Origin of the sequence: Shewanella sp. 38A_GOM-205m, from assembly GCF_000518445.1 — a bacterium.
Lineage (GTDB): Bacteria > Pseudomonadota > Gammaproteobacteria > Enterobacterales > Shewanellaceae > Shewanella > Shewanella algae.
Genome location: NZ_JADP01000004.1, coordinates 98,147 through 120,222, shown reverse-complemented (window position 1 = coordinate 120,222; position 22,076 = coordinate 98,147). Strand labels below are relative to the sequence as shown.

Below are 22,076 nucleotides of genomic sequence, written 5' to 3'. Positions count from 1 at the left end.
GTTTACCACCCTGAGATACGTTGCCATTGTTCAATTTGCCCCTCGACCAAGTCAAAGACATGGTATTGACTGTGCATTGCGCTTGTAGAGCATGCATGATTTGGGACTATGTGAACTCGAGAACCAATGGGAAAACATTCGAAGTCGATCTCGCTTCCAGAAGCCGCTTCGAGTATGCCGTGCTCTTGATTTACCTGCACGACTTTCAGTATTTGACTCTCTTGACCATTCGGTTGGAGAACCACGCCATAACATTGTTCGTCATGGCCTTTATCTAAAGAAAGAGCCATCCAACCAGCATCAACAAATATTTGTCCCCTTGATTTGTTGTGTCCAATAACACTACTTACTACTGAGATTGCGATATCGTTTAAGGTACATACTCCAAGCTGATGCATCACTAAATCAAACAACGAATAGACACCAGCTCTGACCTCTGTAATTCCACTTGTGTTTGTGTATGAACATGCCGTTGGGGTAGACCCTATGCTGACTATTTCGCAGTGAATCCCCACTAATTCGAGGCGTTTCGCTGCAAGTAGTGCAGTCGCTACTTCATTACTGGCTGATTGGTTTAGCGCTTCTTGAGACGAACAGTGGTAAGATTCACCTGCGTGGAGCATCACACCTTTAAAATCGGCAAAACCTTTATCTAAGCTCTTAGCCATAGCAATCAAGGCTTCGGAATCTGCACTGACGCCACCTCGGTGTCCGTCACAATCAATCTCTATAAGACAGCTAATGACACACTCATGTTCCTGACAGTAGGTGTTAACGAAATCGACTTGTTCCATGCTATCAAGTAACACCACAATGCTAATGCCACGTTTCAGTAATAGCTCGACTCGTGATAGCTTTTCTTGTGATATGCCAACTGCATAGAGAATGTTTTTACAACCATAATTAGCAAGCTGTTCTGCTTCCTCAAGGGTAGATACAGTGATTGGATCCTCTAGAGAGTCAATTAAGTAAGGAAGCGCATCTAACGACTTTACCGTTTTAAAGTGGGGTCTTAGTGGCGCGCCCAGTTTCGACATATGACTGCGCATTTGCGCGAGATTGTTTAAAAACTTTTGTTTGTCCAGGTAGAGAAATGGTGTGCCGATGGCATTGTATTGCTTTTCTAAATCAGGGTGTTCTGTATGTTTAATCATTTCATTTACCTAAGCTCGCAAATTGCAGTTCAATGTCGATGAAATGATTATGAGATAGGAGAAAGTTGAATTATATTAACAAAAATCTACTTATAGATTAGGTTGAAAGTTAATGTTGACGACAGAAGATATTCGATTTCTTGTGGTAGTGTCTAACCATAGAACATTGGCAGATGCGGCTCGTGCGCTCAATATAACGCCTCCATCAGTCACTCAGCGTATTCAACATATCGAAAAGAAGCTATCACTTAAGTTACTTCAACGACCTTCGCGTGTGGTTAGCCTAACAGAAGAAGGGCGCGTCTTAGTCGATACCGGTATTTCGATCCTTGAGGACTTGGATGAACTCATCGATAAGCTCAATGAAAGCAGAGGGGATGTCAGTGGTCGTCTACAAGTTTTGGCGCCCCTTGGCTTTGGCAACGATGTGATAGCCCCTTTATTAGGTGAGTATAAACAAGCTCATCCGCGCCTAGAGGTGGAGCTAGAATTGTCAGACAACCCAAACTGGGCAAACCATCATAAATGGGACATTATCATCTACATTGGCCACTTAGCGGATTCCAGCCTTAAGATGGTGAGCTTGGCCCCAAACAAACGCTTTGTTTGCGCTTCGCCGGAGTATCTATCTCGTCATGGACAGCCTAAGACTCCGCAAGATCTTAAGAAGCATCAATGTATTGCCTTGAGAGAAAATAATGAAGATGTCACGCTGTGGAGCTTTACTCATGCAGTGACAGGGGCCATAGAAAGTATTCGTATTCGCCCTTCTCTTGCAAGTAATGAGGGTAGAGTGATTAAAGACTGGGCGTTACAAGGCTTGGGGATCATCATGCGATCCGAATGGGACATTCAGTCACAGATTGATAGTGGTAAATTAGTGCGGCTGTTACCTGATTACGAGCTTCCAAACGCCGATATTGTTGCCCTAGTGACTTCTGCTGCGCATGAGAGGTCGGCGCGAGTCACTGGCTTTTTATCTCTACTAAAAGATCAATGCCAAAAGACGCCGTGGTTAAATCGATAGTAAGTTGTTATCGGAGTTGTGCACTACAAACCTAGTATTTTCGCAATTATTATTCATCAAAGTAGAACAAAATTTCTAACCAGCTAATGCCCACAATGAATTAGCTATTCAACTAACTCTTTGTGGATTAATATTTAGCCTCGGAGAAAATCCATGCACTTTTGCAGCAGTTGCATCCAGAGCAGCAGCTCGAGGTGCTTATCCGTCGCGGCAGCGCTGCCGGCCAAATCCTCTAAGAGGCCGAGAGCGCCAATGTCGGCATGATAGTTGTGGGTTGTCATCAACGCACTACACTGGCCCATTGGCTGCAGCCCAGTGTCGCCGAGGAGATTATCAACAAGGCCAAGTGCCCCGTGATGGTAGTGAAGTAGCCTTATCGGCTCAGAGCTTCACTTCACTGTAGGTAGTCCAGGCCAGTAAATTACCCATCTGCGGCACTATCCAAACCGCAGTCTTGTGATCCTGATAGACCCGGAAGTAGTAGATCTCCTCATCACGGATATCGTCTTTACGGATCTCGCGGTAGAAGTGCATCGCCGAGTCACTGACATTGTCCGGCTTGGTGAGTTCTTTCTGGTTCACTTTCACCTGGAACACATCCACCGGGGTGCCGGAAATCTCGGTGCGGTACTGGTGAAAATAGCCCCGCAGTTGATATTTGATCGGTGTGGTAAGGCAGTCCTGGTCGGTAACGCAGGCCGATGAATAAAACTGCCCCGAGTCTTTGCTGTCGTAAACCAGCGATAGGCTGAGATCGGTACGCACCAAGAGCTCATCGGCGACCGGGAAATAGATATCCGCATGGTAGTTGTGCTCCACCAACTCGGCATTGTCTACCGCCGGCGGCAGAATAATGCGGTTGTAACGGATCCGCCGCTCCATCTCCTGGCTCAGGGGCACAAACTCCTTCATGCTAAGACCGGCAGGTTTGGGATCTATGGCGGTGATATTGATGATACCATCGCCGTCACAGCCGGTTTCATCGGCACTGGGACAGATGGCAAAGGAGTAATTACGCCCATCCGAAGAGGCATAAGCGCTGAAATGCTTCAATCCGGGGATAAGATTTCCCTCAGGTGCCAGATGCTTTTGCCACATGGAAGGATGCAGCTGCTTGGCCTCATCACTGTAAAACAACTGCGCCGAGGCCAGCGTGCCGCCCACATTCAAGGGCAACTGCTTGTCGGCCCGCCAATGGCTCACCTGCTTGACCATCTCATGATAGTCACTGTAGTACCAGAAGAAGCCCACCAGCCCCAACAACAACAAAATCCCCAGGAGTTTTATTTTCAGAGACACACTCACCAAGGCAGTGCGGATGGCTTCACCATCTGAGATGGCCAGCATATGCACATGGGACTGTTCGGAAATATTCAGCTGATAGCCACGGCGGGCAACCGTCTTGAGTTGAATTTCGGGATAGGGTTCCAGTTTCTTTCTGAGAATACTGATGCATTGGGTCAGTGACGTCAGCGCCACCACCCGCTCCGGCCAACCTACAGCCAGCAACTCGTCTTTTCCAAACACGTTTCCCGGGGCAGACAACAGGTGTGACAATACCTGAGCCTCAGAAAACGACAGGACGATTTCTGAACCATCGCGTTGATCCAGCAAGTGTTTTGCCTTGGTATCCAACGCCAAATAGGGAGTCAGCTGTTGCATTGGCACTCCGAAAAGTCACTCCAAAAGATTTGACTGCCCCCATTCGCGGGGGCTTGAGGATAGGTTATGAGTTTAACCTGAGTGCAACAGTCAGAATGTGATACTTATATCAATTAACAATTTGTTTTCGTTAAATAAAAACTATCTAATACAGCAAACTCCAATAGCTGATTCACAGCGGCCGGCGCTGAAAACTGTAGCGGCACAGCCAAGATAACAACAACAGCCAGCCAAAGAGTATTCCCAGTAACCAGGGCCAGGTCGGCACACCACTGGCCAAGCCCAGAAAACTTTGATTGAGCAAGCGAAACACACTGGCCTGGTTCAGCAACATCAGCCACTGCAATCCCGACTGCCCAAGGGTATCGGCCGCAACCACGGCCAATACCAGTAAGGCCAGATCATAGAGCAGCACCAGCAGCAGCCAAAGCAGCATCAACAGCGCCAGTGCCTGAGCCTTCTGTTTAACCTGCATGCTGACCCAGTAGCCTAAAAGCATAAACACCAACCCGAGCAACCAGGCGCTGGCCAGCAAGAGGGCAAGGGCCGCGGGCAACTCGACGCTACGGTATTCCTGAGCCAATACCGGCAATAACCCCAAAGGCAAGCCAAACCCCAGCAGCAAAGCCAGCAGCAGGGCGCCGCCCTGCCCCATCAGTTTGCCGGCCAGCCACTGACTGCGGCTCAAGGGGTAGGTCAATAGCAATAACAGGGTGCCGGCTTCGGCCTCCCCCACCACGGCATCGAAACTCAATAGCAGCGCCAGCAGCGGTACCAGGAAGACACTTAAGGTTAAAAGAGAGTTGAACAACTGCGGCAGCGCCTGCCAACGAAACTCACCGCCTAAGGCCCCGGCGCCGAAAATAACCGCAGCCGCCAACAGGGCAAACAAACAGCAAGCCGTTTGCAGCCAGCGGCTCCGCAGGCAATCTTTGAACTCCTTGGCGGCAACGATAAATAACGGATTAGGCCGCTGGGGTGTCAATGCTTCATTTTCTCTGACAAGTTGCATCAGGCGGCCTCCCCGAATCTTTTAGGCGCGACATTCCGGCGATTTGAGTCAAGCGGTGCCATAAAATGATGAAACAGCTCACCGAGCGAGGCCAGGGGCAACTGAAAGTCAAAGCAGCGGTACTGCTCCGTCAGTACCGCTATCGCCTCCGGCACGCTGGCCTTAGCCAGTTTCAACCGGCCAGCGGAAAAGCTCGGCCCCAGCAAGGGATCGCCACTGAGGTCCAGCCGAGATGGCAACAGGATCTCCTGTGGTAAGTCAGCCTCTTGCCTCAGGTTATCCAGGCTTCCCAGCGCCCGCATCCGGCCATTTGCCAGCATGAGCGCCAAGTCAAGATGCGGCTCAACCAAAGCCAGTTCATGGGTGCAAACCACTATGGTACAGCCCCGCTGTTTCAGCGCCGCCAATTGGGCATACATGAGCGCCGAGGCCGAGGGGTCCAGGCCCACTGTCGGTTCATCGAGCAACAGTAATCTGGGGCGGCTCAGTAGCGCCTGCGCCAACCCAAGTCGCTGTCTCTGGCCCTTGGAACACTGTCCCAACCTGCGTTTTACCAAGCCGTCCAGTTCAAACTCAACCAGCAGCTCTTTGACCCTGGCCGCACCTATGCCCTTGAGCCCGGCGAAATAATTCAACAGTTCGCCCAAGGGCATATTGTCGTAGAAGCTGACGTTCTCCGGCAGATAACCCACCTGCATTGGGCTTTCACCGGCAGCCTTGCCGAGAATCTTCAGCTCGCCACCGGCGGGTTTCAGCAGCCCCAGCAGCAGTTTGATCAGGGTCGATTTGCCGGCACCATTATGGCCCAGCAATGCCAGCAACTTCCCCTGGGGCAGCTGCAAGCTGATATCCTCCAGCACAGGCCTGTCGCCACGGACATAGGCCAATTGCCGACAATCAATGCTGGGCATAGTGGGTCTCCTCGTCACTCTGTTGCGAATTGGTTTTAATCTCTTGTTTCGGCGTAATATCAATGGGTTGCAGCAAAGGAAAACTGTCGCGAATACCTATATCCTTGGCCAGTGCCAGTTGGCGCTGCAGCCAGCGCAGCAGGAGCACCACTGGGCTGTCCATCAACCATCTGGCCTCGGGGTAAAGCCAAAACAGCCTGTCCAGGGCATCGTTGGGTAGATAGGGGGTATCGCCTATGCCATCACCATCAAGATCCCAGCCCTGATAGCTGCTCCAATAGTTGCCCTGTCCCTGAAGGCTCCACTCCTGCGATTTACTGCCGACATAACGCACCTGAGTCAGATTGTTTTCTATGTTGTTGCGCCACAGACTATTGCCCTCACCGCCCAGGGCAACACTGATACCGGTATCGCTGTCACTGAAATGGTTATGGCTGATACGGTTGTCGGCGGCGCCGTAGATAAACAGCCCCTTGCCTTCACTGGCGATGGCGGGATCGCCCTTGGGGTTGTGAATAGCCGTCACCCGGTTATGGTGCACCTCGCTCTGCTGTGTCACATTGAGCAAGATACCAAAATCGATTGCGGCGCTGACTTGATTGTGTTCCAGGGTGATCCCCTTGGAGCTCATCAGCGCATAGCCGCCCTGTAGCCACTTGGCGCTATTGTTCCAGGCACTGTCATTGCGGGTATACATATAGTGAATGCCATATTGCTGGCGGCTGAATTGATTGTGGCTGACCCGGCTGGCGTCGACGTTTTCCAGATAGATACCGTCGCGCACCGAAGCTATCTGATTGTAGTGCAGCTCGGGGGCCTCAACATATTTGAGAAAGATGCCGTCACCTCTGTCCAGCAGATAACGCCTGTCGTCACCGCTTATGTGGCAGTATTCCACTTCCGGGCGTTTGAGCTGCTCGCCATGAATGCCAAATCCAGGCCCCGACAGCTCAAGCTGCAGCAGGCGGACATCATCGGCCCCCGGCAGCAGACGCACCCCGGAATCATGTTCATAAAGATCGCCGCCCCAGTTACGTATCTCAAGCCCCTGCAGGCGCACGCCGGCGGCCTTGATAGTCACGGCGCTGCCTTTACCACCGGCATCAATTATGGTGCCTGGCTCACCGACAATGGCGATAGCCTTGTCGATCACCAGCGGCCCCACATACTCGGCGGCAGAGAGAGTCAGCACCTCGCCTTCACTCAGTGCATCTATGCGTGCCTGCAGTGGGTTTTGGCTGCCAAGGCAGCCAAAAGAGAGCAGCATCAGCGCCAGCAGGGTGCGTAACATCTGTCTCAGTTGGCTCCTTCCAGCAGTTCCAGGGTGATCTCTTCATAGGCCAGTACCCGGCCACCCCAGGCTTCGGCGAAAGCCTGCGCCGCTTCCTTGGTTGAAAACGGTGCAACGGCAGGCCCCATCACTCCCTTCTTGCTGGTGCCATAGACATACCAGGCCTTGGTGGCATCGATAAAGGCGTTGTCATCCGGCTGCTCCCAGTCGGTTGTGCCCATGTCATGAACAAACATAGCGGCAATACGGCGTTGATTTTCCGGTTGCAGCGCAAAGCTGAACATGTCGCGGCTGGAACAGAACTTGGGCACGGCATCACTGTCTTTGAGCATAAGTTGCCCCTTGGGCCCAGGGTATTTGGTGATCATCATGCCGCACATATGGCACCTGTCATGCTGTTTCAGGTGCTGGGCGTGATGTTCATGATTGTGGCTCTGCGCCGGTGTGCATCCGGGCAGCCCCAGCAGCAGGATGGGAATGGCGATGGCCAGCAGTGTCTTTTTCATCTTTCTCTCCAATCAATAGATTCAACGCCTCGCCGGGGCCTTGCAGGGACAACCCATTTGGCGAGGGTTGAAAAATCACTCGAGTCGGCTGCGGGCGTTGGCAATGGCATATTGCAACGCCTCACGATCCAGTTGCGTATTGTTGCTGTCCAGCAGCAGTTGCCAGTGGCCTATGGCCTCGGCATATCTTTGGTTGAGGAAGGCATCATTGGCCAGCAGCAGCCGGGTGCCGGGATCGGCACTATCCAGCGCCAGGGCCTGTTCGACCCAATCCTGGGATTCCGGCAACCACTGGCGTTGATCTCGGTAATAGGCGGCTTCGGCCAACTGCCCCAGTAAGGCGGCGCTCTTGCCCTGAAGCTGCAACTGCTGCTTCAGGGTAGCCACCGCATCCAGATACATGCCGCCGCGCACATAGGCCTGGGCCAGCTGTTGCATCAAGGCACTGTCTTGTGGCGCCTCGGCACTGGCGCGTCGCAGCCGGACAATTTCGGCGGCCAGCAGGTAGTCTATGCTGTCGTCGGCCTCGGCCGACTGCCAATCCTGGTAGCGGCCGGTATAGGAGTAAGTCCCAAGACTCAGGCCTATGATCAGCAGCGGCAGCAGACTCCAGTGCCACAGGGCAGGAAGAACTCTGTCCCCACGGCAGGTTTGCCACTGATAGAGGGCAAACAGGCTCATAAATGCCAGGCTCAGCAGGGCCAGTCCCAACCAGAGCGGATTAGCCATAGTGCCTCCTGTCAACCGTGGCCAGGCATTGGGTGCTTGCTGTCTTTACCCGGCTTTTCGACCTTGACCAGCTCGACTTCAAACACCAGAGTGGCCTGCGGCGGGATCACCCCGGGCGCCTGCTCGCCATAGGCCAGCTTGGCAGGGATCACGAAACGGAACTTGGACCCTTCGGGCATCAGTCTCAGGCCTTCTTCCCAGCCGGGGATCACTGTCATCAGCGCGAAACGACCGGCAGCCTTGTTTTTGCTGCTGTCTTCAAACACAGTGCCGTCGATGAGCTTGCCGACATAATTGACTGTCACCACATCTTCCGGGTTGGGCTTCTTGCCCTTGCCCATGCTCAGCACTTCGTACTGCAGGCCACTGTCGGTAACCTTAACGCCGGACTTTTTCTTGTTCTCGGCCAGGAAAGCTTCGCCGGCCTTGAGATTTTCCTCGGCCAGTTTGTCGAAGCGCGCCTCTCTTTCTTCATTGAGGGCGATGGCTCTTTGGTTGAGCAGATCCAGGATCTGTTCATCTGTCAGTTGCTGCTTGTCTTTAAGAGCATCGGTAAAGCCGGTGATCAGCAGCTCCATATTGACTTCGGCGCCCAGCTCCAGCTGTTGGTAAACCTGGCCCGAAATATAGTTGCCCACTGAGGCACCCAGGGCGTAGGAGGTCTTGTCTGTCTCTGTCTTCAAATCGGCCGCCAGCGCGGGCAGGCTCAGACAAAGCGAGAGGGAGATAGTAGTAGCAAGTTTTTGTAATTTCATGGTTTTCATCCTGCAATTTCTAAATTCAATGCCCAAATAATCTATTTTCAAGGACGCTCAATCGGCCGTCCGGAAATACGCCAGCCATAAATACCATCCGGCATCTGTCTGACATCGGTATAACCCAGTTTCATCACCTCTCTGGCGGCCACATTGCTGGCGGTGCAGAGGCGGTTGGCACAGTAAAACACCATGGTGGTGTCCTTGTTTTCCGGCAACAAGGTCTTCCAGTTATTGACGTTGAAGTAGATGGCGCCGGGAATGAAGCCATCCCCCCATATCTCCAGAGTGTTGACGTCATAGAAGATCACTCCGGGCTGGCTGAGCAGCATCTCGGCCTCACGCATGGAGATCTGGTTGAGTATCTCTTCATGGTAAGGGGCAGGAACCAGCTCCCCGCCACCGCCCGCCAACACCGCCGGTGTCGCAACCATGAATGCCAGTGGCAGCAAGGACTGTTTCAGCGCCTGTTTCAATGAGAGTCGGACTCGCATCTTTATCCTCCATTAAAGGCTCCGGACGAGCGCCCGGAGCCTGAGTTGCCTAATTACAGCGAGGCTGTCTTGGTGCCTTTGCCGTCGGCGATGGCTTCAGCCTGAGTCACATAAGTGACAGCTGCATCCATACGCTTGGCTGCGTAACGGGGAGCGTGAACACCCCAGGAACCGTCTTTACGAATAAACTCAACTATGTCGCGGGCCTTGTCGGTCAGCAGCAGTACCTGAGTCTTGTCTTCGATAGACAGCTTGTTCTTGGCGACCTTGCGATCAACACGCTTGAGCGCTTCTTCCACTTTGGCCAGGCTGTCTTTAACAGGTGTCTGCCACTTCATGACCTTGCCGTAGATCTCTTTCTGATCCTTGAAGTGCAGGCCCTTGCTCAGCTCAGACTGGAACTGACTGTGACAACCTTTACGCTCAACCACATCGTGGTCAGAGATAGAGGTACGGGCACAGGTCCACATCAGGTCGAGATAGCCGTGACCATTCTCATCCTTGGCCACAGTCCAACCTTTGGTGGTGGACTTGCGAGGTTGACCTTCGGGTGGGTTAAGGGTCTTGCGATCCGGGCTGACATCAATCTTCCACAGGTGAGACTTACGCACTGCGTCGAAACCGGCCATATCCGGATACTGAATCGCGGTGAAGTTCTCACAGCTGCCCATGTTGGGCATGTGACAGCTGGTACAGCTGTTCTTGGCGTGGGTACCTGTATTGGCTGCCATTTCGGCCTGAACCTGGTGACAGTCAACACAGTCTTTCTTGATGGCAGGCTTGGTATAACCTGATTTCCAGTCATTGCTGGTGACTTCGTGTGGATCGTGACAGGTAGAACAGCGCATGCCCTTGTCATAGTGAGAAGACATGAACATCTGTGAACCTTCGGTACCACAGGAAGGACAGGCAGACTTCATCTTGACGTTGAAGGCATATTCCAGCTTTTCTTTGCCTTGCTCTGTCTCGGCCAGCTCATCGATATAGTTGAAACGCTGGTGACAACGTTCACAGTTGGAAGGCATGCCGCCGCCATTACCACCATCGAGATGACCACCGGCGCCGTGACACTCTTCACAAGCGATACCACGGCTGATGGTGTGTTCCTGCAGCTTCTTGGGATCGCCAAGAGCATCCAGGTATTCCTGCTTGTTCTTGAAGTCAAACTTGAAGCTGTGGCAAACCTCGCAGTAGGAACTGGCAGGCTGGAACAGGAACTCTTTCTTGTACTTGGCACCGTAGGAGGTCATGCCCCACTGGTGAGAACCACTGGCGCCGAAGTCTTCCATCTTGGTGGGGAAGTCAGGAATCACCTTCTGGATCTTCTTGGCCATTTCCGGAGTCAACCATTCGGCCCAACCACGGGAGAACTGGTTACCACCGGCAACCATGGTACCTGTGCCGTCTTTCAGCAGACCGCCTTCAATATGGTAGGAACCACGCACCAGGAAGCTGTCGATATAGCCATACTTGGTTCTTGGAGTACCGACTGTGGCGTAGATAGCATCCGGAGTTATGCCGTCCGGCAATACGGAAGCATCAGAGCCATACAGCTTTTTCTTCAGATCATTGTCCACTTCCGGGTGTTCACCGGGGAAACGTATGGTCTTGGCGTGACGCGAGCGCTGCCACTTCTCATACTGCACCGCGTGACACTCACCGCACTTCTCAGGGCCAACAAACTTATTGGGGAAGTCGAGAATAGACTTGGCCGCCAAACGATACTGCACCGCAGAGGGGCGTCCCACCCGCTTGCTGTACTTCTGGCCGTTACCTTGGTCCATGTACTCTTCACCGCGGTCACTGACCTTGTACATACCAATTAACTTGCCCTGCTCCTGATACTTGAACACAGGGTGATTCTGGAACAGGTAGTCGAACAGCTCTTTTTCCTGAACGATATAGTCCTGCAGCGTTTTGACGCCGTTTACCTTTTCCATGCCGTTGGGATTGGCGATCACCTTCTGCGCCGACTCTCCCATCTGCTTATTGCCGTGACCTGGTTTATCTGCCGCGAGCGCACCAGCCCCGCTGACGGCAGTTAAACAAAACAACATGCTGAGTGTTGTCCTTTGTTGCCATCGTCTCATCATATACTCCTGAATTTGTCGTCGGTTATTTCACAAACGAACTTGTTATTGCCGGCTTGACCGGTCACGACTCATTCTTCATATGTACAAGGACAAAAAGCTGCGCCAGAGCACAGCTCGCCCCCGCTTGAGAACTCAAGAAAGCAACACCTTACATTTACCTTTAAAAACAGTAACTTTAATCTTGAGTAACAGAACTATTCAGTTCTTTTTTTGAGCGTTTTATTTCTCAAAAAACCTCAAAACCCCGGCTGAAAATTGAAAAATGCCGCACCGGCAAACATAGGCTGATAAAGGCGTGACAGATCACAGAGCCAAAGGGGTAATAACCCTAGTCTCAGTGCCATAGATCCATTTCCGGGAGATCCCGGCATAACAAGAGAGCGGCCATGTTTTCCATCACCATGTTGCCCGAACTGGGACACTTCCTGCTGATCCTGGGCGGTAGTTGTGCCTTGTTTGGCACCTTGCTTGCGCTGCTCAAATATCGCAACCCAGGTATCGAATGGCCACTGCGGCCACTGCTGCTGGGGCAAGCGCTGGGACTGACAGGCGCCATACTCCTGCTGGCATTGGCGTTTATCCTCAACGACTTCTCTGTGGCTTATGTGGCCAACAACTCCAATTCGGCCCTGCCGCTGTTTTATAAAGTGGCCGCAGTCTGGGGCAGCCATGAAGGGTCTTTGCTGTTTTGGATGACAGTAATGGCACTATGGGCCTGGCTGGGGTTGCCGAAGCGCTCGCAAGACCAGAACTATCTGTTGATGTTGCACGGTAGCTGTTCGGCGATTCTCTGTGGCTTTGTCTTTTTTATGTTGCTGTACGCCAATCCCTTTGCCCGCCTGCTACCGGAAGTGCCGATAGAAGGACGCGATCTCAGCCCCATGTTGCAGGACATAGGCCTTATCCTGCACCCGCCATTGCTGTTTCTTGGCTATGCAGGCCTTGGGATCTGTTTTTGTATCGCGCTGGCATTGCTTGTCAGCCACAAGTTCAGCGCCGCCCGCCTTGGCAAGCTCAAACGCCATCTGCTGCTGACCTGGGTGTTTCTCACCGCGGGTAATGCCCTCGGATCCTGGTGGGCCTATAACGAGCTGGGCTGGGGTGGTTGGTGGTTCTGGGATCCGGTGGAAAATGCCGCCTTTATTCCCTGGCTGGTGACCACAGGCGCGCTGCACTGCCTGTTAATCAAAAACCACAACCCTTTGGCACAGCTCTCGGCTCTGGCACTGGTGTTGCTGGGCTTCAGCCTGTGCCTGCTGGGCACTTTTATTGTGCGCTCCGGCATTATTCAGTCTGTGCATGCCTTTGCTGCCGATCCCGAACGCGGGGTGATCATTCTATTGCTGTTGCTGCTCTACGGAGGCGCCGGTTTCTGCCTGTTTGGCCTCAGATGTCGCCATCACTGGCAACCGGGCAAGCTGGCACCACTTGGCCGGGACGGTCAGCTGTTGCTCGGCAGCCTGATCTTGCTGACCATGGCGCTGACGACCCTGCTGGGTACCCTTTACCCGCTTTTCTATCAGGCACTTGGCCTGGGAAGCCTGTCGGTAGGGGCGCCCTACTTCAATACTCTGTTTGTGCCCATGTTGGCGCTGCTGCTCTTACCCCTGGCGCTAAGCACCCTGCCCCATATGGCGCCGAGGCGCCTGGGACTGCTGGCGCTGGTCACTGTAGCTGCAACCGCTCTGGCACTGTTTTTCGAGGGCAGGCTCGACCCCTGGCTACTGGCGGGCGGTGCCATGAGCCTCTTTCTGCTCTGCACTCTGCTGCTGTATCTATTGCCGCTGGGCCAGATTGCCGGTAAGCGCCGCAATATTCCCATGTTGCTGGCCCACACCGGCCTTCTTGTCAGCATCATGGGTGCTACCGGAGTCAGCTGTTTCGAGCAGCACTCTCTGCTGCGTATGGGCCCGGGCCAAGGCAGTATTCTGGGCGACTACACCTTTATCTATGAGCAGACCCGTTTGCTGGACAAGCCAGCCTACCGCGGTGAACAGGCCGTAATTCGGGTTGAGCGCAATGAGCAACTGCTTACTTATCTCTATCCGGAGCGTCAGGAATTCAACTCCAACGGCATGTCGCTGTCCCAGGCTGCCATCTATCGCGGGGCCTTTGGCGATCTCTATGTCTCCATGGGCACCCAACTGAGTGATGAAGAGTTTCTGGTGCGTCTCAGCATCAAGCCGCTGGTGAGTTGGATCTGGCTCGGCGGTGGTTTGATGGCCATTGGCGGCCTGCTGGCCCTCGGAAGCCGACGACGCCTGCTGCAAACCGATGTATTAACCGCCTCAGGGAGACTTCAACATGATTAAGCTAATGCTGCTTGGATTATGGCTCAGCTTGGGTTGCGCCGAAGCCCAGGCGACCGACATGGATATTGCCCGTCTCAGCATAGATATTTCCAAGGAACTTCGCTGCCCCATGGCCACCAACCAAAACCTGTTTGAGTCGGAAACCGCCATTGCCAGCGAGCTCAAGGCGCAGATCTATCTGATGCTGCAACAGGGCAAGAGCCGGGAACAGATACTCGACTTTATGGTGGAACGCTATGGCGAGCAGATCCGTTATCAACCCACGCTGAACGCAGGTACGGCGCTGCTGTGGTTGGGGCCAATACTCTTGCTGCTGGTGCTCCCCGGCGTGTTGCTGTTTTTCGGCCGCAGCAACAATCAATCCCCTCACGATCAGGAGAATCCATCTTGAGATCCTATTTTCTTCTATGTCTTGCCCTGCTGCTGCCGCTGTCAGCCCAAGGGGGCATAATGCAGCACAAGGCTTATCACACAGGTGAGCCTGTGCCAAACAAGCCTATGATTATGCGTGAATTTGTTGAAATGCAGCACGCCAGAAAGGTGGCAAAGGTAACCTTTGCCGATCTGCAGGGTAATCCCAAAACCTTGGCTGAATATCAAGGGCGTTTGGTGCTGCTGAATCTCTGGGCCAGCTGGTGCCCGCCCTGCCTGCGTGAGATGCCGGCACTGGCCAAGCTGCGCAGTAAACTGCAGGGCAGCAGTATTCAGATAGTGCCGCTGTCGATAGATGAAGATCCGGCTGCGGTGGCCCCTTTTCTGGCCAAGCATGAGCTCAAGTTGGATGACAGCTGGATAGACAGCAAGAAAGAGATAGAGAAGATCATGCCGGCCAACGTGGTACCGGCAACTTATGTGTTTGATCCCAATGGGAACTTAGTCGGCTTTATTCGCGGCTATCTGGACTGGGATGACCCGGATATCGCCGACTATCTGTTGCGCTTTGCCGCCAAGTATCAAACGCTGGCCCAAAGCAAAGTGCCACAGTAAACCGTGCAACCGTCCCGGAGCATCTCCCAAGTCACTCCGGGCAACTCTTTGGCAAAGAACAATGTGACTTCTCCGCCATACTTTTTGCCCGCTTTCCCGTCACGCACGCCAATTTTTGTCGGGAAAGCCTTTTTTCTCAGAAACGATCGAAACTCACTTCCACCGGAACCCCCTCAATCGCCAAAGGCAGGCTCTGATGCAAAGCAAGCGTAACCTTGAGTGCCGGTTTGTCACCATCGAAAGGACCGGACAGCTGCTTGGGCACCTTGCCCACCAATTCGGTCGGTTCTTTGATTTCGGCGCGGATCCGGGTTCCATTGGGCAGTTTGACACTGGCCTGCTGTCCCTGAGCAACATAGTTGAGATACTTGGGCGCCAGATAACAGACCACCACAGGCTGTGCCCGCCCCGACAGCCAAAGCATAGGCTGCTGCTCGGCTATGGTTTCCCCCTGCTGCACCAAAACATCGGCTACCCGGCCGGCAAACGGCGCCTGTATGGTCAACTGCTGGCGTTTGGCCTGCAGCTCCGCAAGCTTAAGCAGCAGGCTGTTGCGACTCTGGGCTATCACCCCCGCCTCCCGCTCCTGCTGCTGCAACTGCCTTTGCTGCAACAGCTCGGCCCTGGCCTGCTCCAGCGCCATTCTGGCACTGGTATGGGCCTGCATCACCGCCGCCATATCTGCAGTGGGAACCACCCCCTGCTTACGAAATGACTCGAACTGCGACAATAGTTCATCCTGACGCTTTACCCCCTGCTCGGCCACCAGCACCCGTTGTTCCAGTTGCCCCAGAATAGCCAGGTCCTGCTCCAGCGATGGCGGTGTCAGCTCGGCCAACTGGCGCTGTAACTCGTCAATGCTGGCGTCCAGACCGGCATCGGCTATGCGCCCAAGCGCCTGACCGGCATCGACCCTACTCCCGGGTTGTACCGAAAGTTCCAGCAATCGGCCCTTCTGCATTGCCCGCATCTCCAGCGGCTCAGAGGTCAGTATTCCCGGTGCCAGCACAAACAGGCTGGGGCGCAGCAACACCCAAAGCAGCAAGACCACAGGGGCGATAACCAGCAATAGCAGCAGATACCAACGCCATTTCATTCCGCCCCGTTTTGCCGGGGCATAGTCCACCTTTAAACCTTGATCCCGGGTGGGTTGTTGCGCCTTGGCAGCCGCTTGATAAGTCACTTTCACTAAAATTTTCTCCCGCGTTTCAGCACCCACCAGGGAGCCATGGAACTCTCTTCATGTGAGCGTCTGACCACTTCATTAAGCAAGGCAAACAAGCAGATACTGCGCATAAACAAGGCGTAGAAGGGATAAAGCGGCAACCAGAGCAGCAGCTTCAGGTCCTGACGTGGCCGCTCGGAAATCGCTACCAGTACCAGCAGATAGAAGAACAGCAAGAATCCCAAATATCCCAGGTAGATGGTCAGGGCAATGGTTGTCAAAAACTGCCAGGGGTACGCCAGTGCTATCCCTAAGCTGTAGAGCAAGATGACAAAGGGCATCAGCACGTTTTGCAAGAAGCCGTAGACCAGAGTAAAGGCGAAGGTGGCGCCCCCCAGAAGCCCGGGGGTAAAGGCTGGCCAGTGCTTGCGAAAGTAGAGAAACAAAAGGTCGCCATCCCAACGTAATCTTTGCCAGACAAGCGTCTTGAGATCCATGGGGGCATCGGTATGCCCTATGGCCAGCGTGGCAAAGGGAATGCGCCAATTGGGATGACGGCCGAAGTACTGTTTGAATCTCAGCGTCAGATCCAGATCCTCGGCGGTATGGGTATCCCAGCCGCCGATTTTGACCAGCAAGTCACGGCGAAAAGCGCCGAATGCTCCTGAGATATTGTTGAGCAGATTCCAATGCCCAAGGCCGGTCTTGCCGCCTTGCATGGAGATCAAATATTCAATCGCCTGCATCCTGGTCCACAGCGAATCATCGACATTGCGCACCCGCAAAGAGCCACCGACTGCCGGCACGTTGGGATCGGCGAACAGCGGCACGATTTGGGAAACCATATCATTGTCGAACGAAGTGTCGGCATCGGCATTCATTACCAGCTCGCCGCTGGCCCTGGCCAAACCGGCATTCAGAGTTGAAACCCGGCCGCCACGTTGCCACTTGGGCAGCACGATAATCTCCCGCCCCGGGCGGCGGCATTGTGCCGCTGCTGCCTTGGCGACCTCGAAGGTTTCGGCGTTTTGCACCGCGCCGTCAACCACGGCAATGATCTCCATCTCCCCCGGGTAGTCCTGTTCGGCCAAGGTGGCTATGGTTTGCCGCACCGCTTCTTTCTCGGCATAGCAAGTGATGATGCAACTGACCTTAGGTCGATAAGCCTTCTCAACCTTGGGGCGGCGGAACGTTTGCCAATGCCAGCCGATAACGCCTGAGACCACTATCAGCATCAATGGCATTTCGTAGAGAAAAATCATCGGCACCAGCCAGAGAAACAGGCTGACGTCTGTCGCCAGGTTGTGCCAAATATCCAGGCTCATAAAAGCCAGGGTATTGAACTCACTCACCGTCCAATACCTCGGCCTGCTGCAGACGGCTGGTCAACCAGGATTCAACTTCGGCACCAAGTTGTTGATCCGGCAGGCTGACCGCCTTGAGCCTTAACCTCAACTCTCCCTCTGGCACGCTGTCATTGAGCCGCTGTAGTTTTTGCTTCAATGCCGGTAACTGTGACTCGCCAGTGTAAGGCAATAGTAACAAGACGCCTTGGTCATCATGGCTGTTGCAGGCATCGGTCACCCGAACCAGGCTCAACAAGCGCTGCTTGAGTGCATCGAGCAGAGTCAAAGCGCGGGCTTCTCCACTGCCGGCCAGATCCGGCGCCAATGCCTCCAGATCCAATACCAACAACAGGTGCTCATGGCCATGACGCAGTGCCAACTGATTGTGCCACTGCAGTAACCAGAGGAAGTGAGCCCGGCTCATCTGTTCGCCAAGCGCGGCAAACAGTTGCTGCTGAACGCCATGGCGCACCAGTTCCCTTCCCTGCTCCGCCAGTTCAAAGTCAGAGATGCGACGTATGGTCAGTTCGTCCGGTTGATGTCCATGACCACAGTGCAGACAAACAGCCTCGACCTTGGCCTCCAAAAACAGGCTATTACAGCTATTGCAATGTTGGTTTTCTATCGGTCTGTCATAGTCGACACCTATATGACGCAGCCGCTGCAAACAGTTGGGGCAACTGAGTCCGCCACTGCGACTGAAGGCTTGCTGACTATCCACATGACCACAGTTAAAACAGTGCAAACTGGTCTGCATATCAATTTCTATGCTGCGGCACTGGGGACAGAGATCGATATAGTTGAGGTGCCCTGAGTGGCACTTGCAGCATAGCCTGACTCTGTCCTTCAGCTTGGTGGGTGCCAGCCAATGCCGGTTCAATAATTTATCCAACAGCAGTTGGCTTGCCTTTGCTGACCCAGTCAATAGCTGCAGCAGTGGATACTCATAAAGATGTGGCTTTTCCGGCGTAGCCACAGGTTGTAAACGATATTCAGGAAATAACCACATAAAACTCAACAGACGATAACTGACATCATCCTGGCTGGGTAATTTAATTAAGCTCTTCCTTTGCCAATAATTTTCCAACTCTTGTTTGAAGTCTGGCTGAAATAAACCATTGGCCAGATATTCAGAGAGAGGGCTTGGCGTTATCACTTTGATCATGGCCATAAAGCTTGATGGCTGGCATCTCAGCTGAATCAGCGCTTGGTCCTGAGCTTCAGCCGGCAGGTTCAGGCAGATGACTTCATAATCAAGACCGGCAGCCAAGAAGTCACTAACATCATTAAACACTTCAAAATCAGTGCTATAACTTTCTGAATTTCGAAAGCCAATCCAACAGGGGATGGCCTGTGCCTCAACACTGATATCGGCTCTGGTAATGGACATATAAATCTCGGCAACGACAAGCCCGCCAATGAAAGATGAAAACATCCTTGGCGAAGTTTGTACGAATCAATTAGAATCTATTTTTAAGCGGTGGAGATTATATAACCAAAAAAACAAAACCGCCAATATTTTGACGAAAAAAGAGAACCTGCCACTTTATTATTCAGAACAACTCATAATTAATTATATTTAAAATAAAACTCTGAAATATACTTAATTACCCCTAAACAATATCCTTCTTTTTATCTCCAAAAGTATCAAACTGTATCCTTCAGTTCAGTTTCAAAACCATCCACTTTTATATCCTGCTGTTTGCCACTGATGGGATCGATAAAGCGCAAGCGACAAGCCATCAGCTTGAGGGGCTTATTGAAATTATCTTCGCTCCTGGGTTGCAGTTCGGGGTAAAACCTGTCGTTCAGCAGTGGCATTCCAAGACTCTGCATATGCAGCCTGAGTTGGTGAGTCTTGCCGGTAATTGGACTCAGACTGAACAGCCCCATATCGCCATTAACGGCGATGAGACTGATTTCCGAGTGACTGTTGGCCTCACCCTCTGCCAAACGCATGATAAAACTGGGTTCGCCCTTGATGAGGCGATTTTTCACCGTCCAGTGCAGCGGCAGGCTAAGTTCGCCAGTTGCCAATCCCGCCTGAAGCTCAGGTGTCAGCCGCGCCAGCGCCTGGTAGTCCTTGCGTATCTGGCCTTCACGGAACAGCGCATGATAGGCATGCCGGGTTTCGGGATCGGCGGACATCAGCATGACTCCGGCCGTTTCTCTGTCCAGCCTGTGCGCCGGCGCTATGGTTTCTATCCCGGTGCGGCGCCTTAACCTGTGCACCAGGCACTCGTTGACATAGTTACCGCTGGGAGTCACAGGTAAAAAGTGCGGTTTGAATACCAGAATACTGTGCTCGTCCTGAAACAGGATCCGCTCTTCAAAAGGGATCCGGGTTTCTTTGGGGACTTCACGGTAATAGTAGACCCTGGCGGTAGGCCGATAAGGAGTATCAGCCTGGATAGGCTCACCATTTTGCCAGTGTACCTTGCCGGCAGCGACCCGCTCACGCCAAACATCGGCATCGATGCGCCTGAAATGGTCGATAAGAAAGGCCAAAACAGTGGGCTTGTCGGTCACATCCCTTGGCAAGACAACGTAGGAGGGCTGTGCGGCTCTGTCTGTTTGGCTCATAACTCTTCCGGCAAAATAAAAAATGGCGACTCAAGGCCGCCATTCTACTCCATCTACCTTAAATTATTCGAGGCAGGTACTCTCAAAGCTGCTGCTGAACATGGGACTTAATCAACTTGAGCACAAAGTCCATGGTCTTGTGGCAATCAGGTTGATTCAACAACAGCTGTTTGTCCTTGTTGTATAAGGGCAAAACTTCCAACCAACGCTGGCTAACCCAAGCGGCATCATCCAGATGCACTTCTGATGAGTAGAGCCCACGCAAGTCCGGGTTGACCTCATAAAACTGCTCCAGCGCCGCGCTGATAAGGGTGAACTCGCCCCGAATAGGCTCCTCGGCCCAGTTGGGACAATCCATTACCTCGGCCAGCCAGCGGCCATCTTTTTCCTGTTTGGCGGACAGGACTTTGACCCTTTGCTTGCCTTCCAGGGTGATACTCAGCGAGTCATCTTCCAACTGATTGAAGTCGATGAGCTCGCAGCGAGTGGCAATGGGGAAACTGGGCGGCATGGCAACGCTGTTACGCATTCCGAAAGCCAGCGGATATTTCCCCTTCAGGACATCGGCCACCATGCTCAGGGTGATGGGGTCAAGGATCCTGATCTCAAGCCGTCCACCTGGCAACAACAAGGCATCATAGGTCAGTAACGCCATTTCCTGTGTATGCATAGCAACCTCCTTCCCCTCGGGGAGTGAGTAACCGAAAGCGAACCTGAGGTTCAACATTCGCTTTAAAGTCTAGCAGTTGCTGAAATTTCATCCATTGGCAATTTGGGCTAGTCCTTAGGTCTGCTAATGAGTTAGACAGGCGTTGAGTGGGTTTTGTTGCAAGCTTGCTTACAGAGGCTCCAGCCTTTGGGCTATCCTGCCACCGAGAAATACCTCGGCAAATTCATCAGCCAATCTGTTACTGATATCGGCGGCACGGCGCCAATATTGAGTACGACTGGCGGTATCCAAGGTTTCAAAGTCCTTGCGATCCGGAATTTTGCCATAGGGCAACGAAGCGACAAATTCCTCGGTGGGAGCTAACACCAAAGCATTATGATAACGGCACTTGGCCCGGCGCCATGGCAGGGATTTATCGAACCATCCCGGCGCCATATGGGGATAAAAATGCGGATACAGGGTCAACCCCGGCGCCCGTGACAGCGGCAGGTCGAAGTGGTAATCAGTGATGCCGCCATCATAGAAGTGCCCGCTGGTCACACCGCTGATTTCGGTTACCGGTGACAGCAGCAGTGGAATAGAACCTGTAGCCAGCAATACGGCTTCGATATTGTCACTGCTGAGCAAGGCGCTATTTCCGGGGAGATCTTTCAACTGAGCGAAGGGGGAACCCTCTATGGCAGAGGCAAATACCAGACGCTCAAAGTGCCACCCCAAGGTGCGGCGACTGACAAGGTTGGTCATGGCGGTAGCGCCCAGGCCTGCCGCCAGCGCCAACTTGCTGCCGGCCCGGTTCAAGTGACGGGCGCGGCACACCACTATGTGACTGCGAATATGCGACTGTTTGAGGATCTCTTCGGTGCCGCTTGAGCCTAAAATCCCGCTGACTATACCACGGACCTGGCGGCTGACCTCTTCCCGGCTCGGACGGGTTTCATAGCACTGGCCTATGTAAAGTTGTTCCAACCTTTGATAAGCCGCCAGCGGATCTGCCTGAGCCAGACAGGCCAAACGCCAGGCGCCGGATGAAGCGCCAAGAGTGTAAAGCGGTGTCTGCCTCTGTTTGAAAAACTCGGCAAACAGGTATTTGTCGAGCCCGGCAATCCCCAGCCATTTGGGACCACCGGACGCCGCCAATAGTTGAGTAAAACTCTCAGGCTTTAATCCCTGTTCCATCAATGTCTGATAGGCATCTGTACCGGCAAGAAATCGCAAGTTAGCCAAAAAGTCACTCCCTGAGCCGCAAAAGTCACAGGCAAGATACCGCAGCCTTGCACGGCAGCCAAGTTTGACTCAAGAGTGCCTGGCTTTTGCACTGCCAGAGTGTTCCCCCTCTCCTCCCGGCTGCTCCGAAAAACGGCCGGGACGACTCAAGTTCA

22 protein-coding genes are annotated in these 22,076 nt (G+C 53.3%); 5 read left to right on the top strand and 17 right to left on the bottom strand.

All coding sequences use genetic code 11. The features are described from left to right. Nucleotides 1-2 precede the first annotated feature (2 nt). Nucleotides 3-1,154, bottom strand: coding sequence for an alanine racemase (locus N512_RS0105055; RefSeq protein ID WP_028779625.1), 1,152 nt, complete (start codon nucleotides 1,152-1,154; stop codon nucleotides 3-5). A gap of 112 nt (nucleotides 1,155-1,266) precedes the next feature. Here N512_RS0105055 and N512_RS0105050 point away from each other — a divergent pair, with 112 nt between their 5' ends. Further along, nucleotides 1,267-2,181: a LysR family transcriptional regulator gene (locus N512_RS0105050; protein WP_028779624.1), complete on the top strand. Its 915-nt coding sequence runs from the start codon at nucleotides 1,267-1,269 to the stop codon at nucleotides 2,179-2,181. A gap of 134 nt (nucleotides 2,182-2,315) precedes the next feature. Here the strand turns inward: N512_RS0105050 and N512_RS24500 are convergent, their stop codons facing one another. Next, entirely contained in the window at nucleotides 2,316-2,462 is a 147-nt protein-coding gene (locus N512_RS24500; RefSeq protein WP_197021436.1) for a hypothetical protein, read from the bottom strand. Here N512_RS24500 and N512_RS24820 point away from each other — a divergent pair. After that, on the top strand, nucleotides 2,442-2,552 hold the full coding sequence (locus N512_RS24820) for a universal stress protein (protein ID WP_081737090.1): 111 nt from the start codon (nucleotides 2,442-2,444) through the stop codon (nucleotides 2,550-2,552). The two genes, N512_RS24500 and N512_RS24820, sit on opposite strands and share 21 nt — an antisense overlap. Nucleotides 2,553-2,562: 10 nt before the next feature. Here N512_RS24820 and N512_RS0105040 read toward each other — a convergent pair whose 3' ends face one another. The 9 genes from N512_RS0105040 to N512_RS0105000 form a co-directional block, all read right to left on the bottom strand. Next, on the bottom strand, nucleotides 2,563-3,843 hold the full coding sequence (locus N512_RS0105040; protein ID WP_028779623.1) for a winged helix-turn-helix domain-containing protein: 1,281 nt from the start codon (nucleotides 3,841-3,843) through the stop codon (nucleotides 2,563-2,565). Between the two features lie 172 nt (nucleotides 3,844-4,015). Then, nucleotides 4,016-4,855 (bottom strand): ABC transporter permease, encoded by an 840-nt coding sequence (locus tag N512_RS22315; RefSeq protein WP_051472670.1) that lies wholly within the window; start codon nucleotides 4,853-4,855, stop codon nucleotides 4,016-4,018. After that, nucleotides 4,855-5,766, bottom strand: a complete 912-nt coding sequence (locus N512_RS22310; protein ID WP_051472669.1) for an ATP-binding cassette domain-containing protein — start codon at nucleotides 5,764-5,766, stop codon at nucleotides 4,855-4,857. The genes N512_RS22315 and N512_RS22310 overlap by 1 nt, the downstream gene beginning before the upstream one ends. Continuing rightward, a complete protein-coding gene (nosD, locus tag N512_RS22305; protein ID WP_081737089.1) occupies nucleotides 5,753-7,057 on the bottom strand; it encodes a nitrous oxide reductase family maturation protein NosD in 1,305 nt (434 codons plus the stop codon). The genes N512_RS22310 and nosD overlap by 14 nt, the downstream gene beginning before the upstream one ends. A gap of 5 nt (nucleotides 7,058-7,062) precedes the next feature. Further along, nucleotides 7,063-7,563: a nitrous oxide reductase accessory protein NosL gene (locus N512_RS0105020; RefSeq protein WP_028779622.1), complete on the bottom strand. Its 501-nt coding sequence runs from the start codon at nucleotides 7,561-7,563 to the stop codon at nucleotides 7,063-7,065. A gap of 75 nt (nucleotides 7,564-7,638) precedes the next feature. Beyond that, nucleotides 7,639-8,292 carry a hypothetical protein gene (locus N512_RS0105015; RefSeq protein WP_028779621.1) on the bottom strand — a complete coding sequence of 218 codons (654 nt, stop codon included), beginning with the start codon at nucleotides 8,290-8,292 and terminating at the stop codon, nucleotides 7,639-7,641. Nucleotides 8,293-8,303: 11 nt separating this feature from the next. Next, entirely contained in the window at nucleotides 8,304-9,056 is a 753-nt protein-coding gene (locus tag N512_RS0105010) for an FKBP-type peptidyl-prolyl cis-trans isomerase (RefSeq protein WP_028779620.1), read from the bottom strand. A gap of 38 nt (nucleotides 9,057-9,094) precedes the next feature. Next, nucleotides 9,095-9,541, bottom strand: coding sequence for a rhodanese-like domain-containing protein (locus tag N512_RS0105005; protein WP_156029074.1), 447 nt, complete (start codon nucleotides 9,539-9,541; stop codon nucleotides 9,095-9,097). 53 nt (nucleotides 9,542-9,594) lie between these two features. Further along, nucleotides 9,595-11,631 (bottom strand): multiheme c-type cytochrome, encoded by a 2,037-nt coding sequence (locus tag N512_RS0105000; protein ID WP_028779618.1) that lies wholly within the window; start codon nucleotides 11,629-11,631, stop codon nucleotides 9,595-9,597. A 389-nt stretch (nucleotides 11,632-12,020) separates the two neighbouring features. Here N512_RS0105000 and N512_RS22300 point away from each other — a divergent pair, with 389 nt between their 5' ends. Genes N512_RS22300 through N512_RS0104985 form a run of 3 tightly spaced genes read left to right on the top strand, consistent with a single transcriptional unit; the run spans nucleotide 12,021 to nucleotide 14,933 of the window. Then, nucleotides 12,021-13,946 (top strand): heme lyase CcmF/NrfE family subunit, encoded by a 1,926-nt coding sequence (locus N512_RS22300; protein ID WP_051472668.1) that lies wholly within the window; start codon nucleotides 12,021-12,023, stop codon nucleotides 13,944-13,946. Then, nucleotides 13,939-14,337, top strand: a complete 399-nt coding sequence (locus N512_RS22295; protein WP_051472667.1) for a cytochrome c-type biogenesis protein — start codon at nucleotides 13,939-13,941, stop codon at nucleotides 14,335-14,337. Before N512_RS22300 ends, N512_RS22295 begins: the two co-directional genes overlap by 8 nt. Continuing rightward, on the top strand, nucleotides 14,334-14,933 hold the full coding sequence (locus N512_RS0104985; RefSeq protein ID WP_028779617.1) for a TlpA family protein disulfide reductase: 600 nt from the start codon (nucleotides 14,334-14,336) through the stop codon (nucleotides 14,931-14,933). The genes N512_RS22295 and N512_RS0104985 overlap by 4 nt, the downstream gene beginning before the upstream one ends. A gap of 136 nt (nucleotides 14,934-15,069) precedes the next feature. On the opposite strand, the gene N512_RS0104980 is transcribed toward N512_RS0104985, so the two are convergent. From N512_RS0104980 to N512_RS0104955, 6 genes are all read right to left on the bottom strand, one after another. Further along, nucleotides 15,070-16,122, bottom strand: a complete 1,053-nt coding sequence (locus tag N512_RS0104980; protein ID WP_028779616.1) for an HlyD family secretion protein — start codon at nucleotides 16,120-16,122, stop codon at nucleotides 15,070-15,072. Continuing rightward, entirely contained in the window at nucleotides 16,122-17,450 is a 1,329-nt protein-coding gene (locus N512_RS0104975; RefSeq protein ID WP_028779615.1) for a glycosyltransferase family 2 protein, read from the bottom strand. The genes N512_RS0104980 and N512_RS0104975 overlap by 1 nt, the downstream gene beginning before the upstream one ends. Further along, nucleotides 17,443-18,834: a hypothetical protein gene (locus tag N512_RS0104970; protein ID WP_156029071.1), complete on the bottom strand. Its 1,392-nt coding sequence runs from the start codon at nucleotides 18,832-18,834 to the stop codon at nucleotides 17,443-17,445. The genes N512_RS0104975 and N512_RS0104970 overlap by 8 nt, the downstream gene beginning before the upstream one ends. 257 nt (nucleotides 18,835-19,091) lie before the next feature. Further along, the gene (locus N512_RS0104965; RefSeq protein WP_028779613.1) at nucleotides 19,092-20,027 is read right to left on the bottom strand and encodes a pseudouridine synthase; all 936 of its coding nucleotides are present in this window, start codon (nucleotides 20,025-20,027) and stop codon (nucleotides 19,092-19,094) included. Nucleotides 20,028-20,109: 82 nt separating this feature from the next. After that, a complete protein-coding gene (locus tag N512_RS0104960) occupies nucleotides 20,110-20,697 on the bottom strand; it encodes an LON peptidase substrate-binding domain-containing protein (RefSeq protein ID WP_025009287.1) in 588 nt (195 codons plus the stop codon). Nucleotides 20,698-20,865: 168 nt separating this feature from the next. Next, a complete protein-coding gene (locus N512_RS0104955; RefSeq protein ID WP_028779612.1) occupies nucleotides 20,866-21,921 on the bottom strand; it encodes a hypothetical protein in 1,056 nt (351 codons plus the stop codon). Between the last annotated feature and the right edge of the window lie 155 nt (nucleotides 21,922-22,076).